Origin of the sequence: Pseudoflavonifractor sp. An85, assembly GCF_002161235.1 — a bacterium.
Taxonomy (GTDB): Bacteria; Bacillota; Clostridia; order Oscillospirales; family Oscillospiraceae; genus Enterenecus.
In genome coordinates, this window is sequence record NZ_NFHE01000077.1 from 1 (window position 1) to 2,164 (window position 2,164).

At 65.0% G+C, this 2,164-nt stretch carries 1 protein-coding gene and 1 pseudogene; both read left to right on the forward strand.

The annotated features are described in order from the left end of the window. Nucleotides 1–546: pseudogene (locus B5G37_RS15330) on the forward strand (hypothetical protein); the annotation flags it as partial. Nucleotides 547–905: 359 nt separating this feature from the next. Continuing rightward, nucleotides 906–2,164 (forward strand): phage tail tip lysozyme (locus B5G37_RS14310; RefSeq protein ID WP_242962903.1); only part of this gene is annotated, 1,259 nt, incomplete at its 3' end.

Here is a 2,164-nt window from a genome sequence, read left to right on the forward strand (position 1 = left end):
GTGGATTTCAACAGCCGCATCGTGGACTTCAACCTGAAGGACCTGCCGGACTCCATGCTGGTGTTCGCCCTCATCAACGTGTGCGAGGCCGTGCGAAACCGCATGTACTTCAACGCCCGCAGGGGCGTGCGCACATGGCTGTACGTGGAGGAGATGCAGAGCATGTTCGCCTACCCGACCGTGCTCAACTACTTCAGCCGGTTCTCCAACGAGGGCCGCAAATTCGGCCTGCTCCTGACCGGAATCACCCAGAACGCGGTGGCGATGCTCAACAACAGTGCGGCACGCAACATCGTGCTGAACGCCGACTTCCTCATGCTCCTGAAGCAGTCCCCTCTGGACCGCATGAAGTGGACGGAACTGCTGAACCTGTCCGAGCAGGAGGAGGAGTGCATCGACGAGAGCGCGGAGGCGGGCGACGGCCTGCTGATCGCCGGGAACGCCCGCGTGCCCATCCGTGGACGGTTCCCCTCCGGAAACGATCTCTACGACCTGTGGAGCACCAACCCCAACGAAACCAAGGACAAGGACACACAGCGCAAGTAAGCCATGCAGGGAAAGGACGGTGATCGCCGGTGAAGGCTTCGGATTTCGTCACCACCTCCGAACAGAAGGTGGCGGCCAGCGAACGGCTCCTGTTCACGGAGCAGACCGACGCGGTGAACACGGGCATCGTGGACAGCGCGGACAAGAAGGGCGTCAGCGCCCTCAACGGCGCATCCGCCATCAGGAAGGCCGCGAAGGCGGGCATGGGCAATGCCGTCCTCGCGGCCACCGCCAAAAGCCACGGCGACCGTACCGCAGAGTCCGAATCCGGCGATACCGGCGAATCAGGCGGGCGCACCATCAGGACCCGGAGCAAAGGCGGGGCCAAGGGTGCGGCGAAGGGCCTCGCCGCCAAAGCCGTGCACAGCACTCTTGAAGGGTCCGAGCTGGAAGGCGTGGATGACGCCTACTACAAGGGAAAGGCGGTGGTCCGCGCCGCCAGATACGTCAAGGGCAGGCTGTCCGCATCCAAGGCCAAGCGCACGCTGTCCTTGGACGGGCGCGATCCCACGCAGCCGGGCAGCCCCCTCGGCGGACTATCCGAGAAGAAATACCTGAGAAAGGCGGCGGACCCAGCCGCCGTGAAACGCAGGGCGCAGGCCGCAGGCTACGTCAAACGGCGCACCTATCAGGCGGCGGCAAAAAACGCGGCGGCCGCCGCGTCGAAGACAGCCGCCGCCCATTCCGCCACCACGGCGGGCCTCAAAGGGGCCGCAGGAGGAGGGCTGAAAGCGGTCGCGGGGGCATTCGGCGGACTACTGGCCCCCCTTCTGGGCATTCTTCTCGTCGTCGTGTTCATCGCCGTGCTGGGCGGGGCCTCCGGGTCCTCTACTCAGCAGCAGAATCAGGTCAGCCTGAACGGCTTGAGCGGTGTGCAGTTGGAGGTAGCCACGGCCCTCTCTCAAGCAGGCTACGGCCCGGTGCAGATCGCCTCCATCATGGGCAACATCCAAGGCGAATCCGGTTGGGACCCAACTGTGGGCGACGCCTCCTCCGGGTACGGCCTGTACCAGTTCACCGGCAGTTCCTACACGGCCTTCGCCAACTGGTGCGACGCCAACGGCAAACAGAAGGATTCCGCTACAGCCCAGACCGAGTACATCGCCTCCAACCTGCAAGGCTTATGGGGCACCGCGCTCCACAACAGCGGCTACTACGGGGCCATCACCGACTACGCGGGCAAGGACGTAAGCTACGAGGCATGGCAGTCCAGTACGGATGTGGGCTTTGCCACCTACGCTTTCATGGCCTGCTACGAACGGCCCCGCTCCGACGTTGCACCGTCCTCCTTCACCGAGAACCGATTGCCCGCAGCCCAGCAGTTCTACGCGCTGCTCACCGGCGGGGCGGGCGGCTTGGGCGAGGACTACGCCAACGCGGACGAAACCGGCAAAGCCATCGTCAACGCGGCCCTCGTCACCCCATGGCCCGGCGCGGACCTGTGCGCCACATGGGTCAGCCACGTCTACCAGCAGGCGGGACTCGGATACCCCACTGGTAACGGCAACTCCATCCTCGCCGGATACGCCACCTCCTCCGACTGGGCCAACATCAAGGTCGGGCAGATCATCTCCGCCCAGTACGGCAGCGGCTCCGCCGGGGCAATCTACGGGCACAC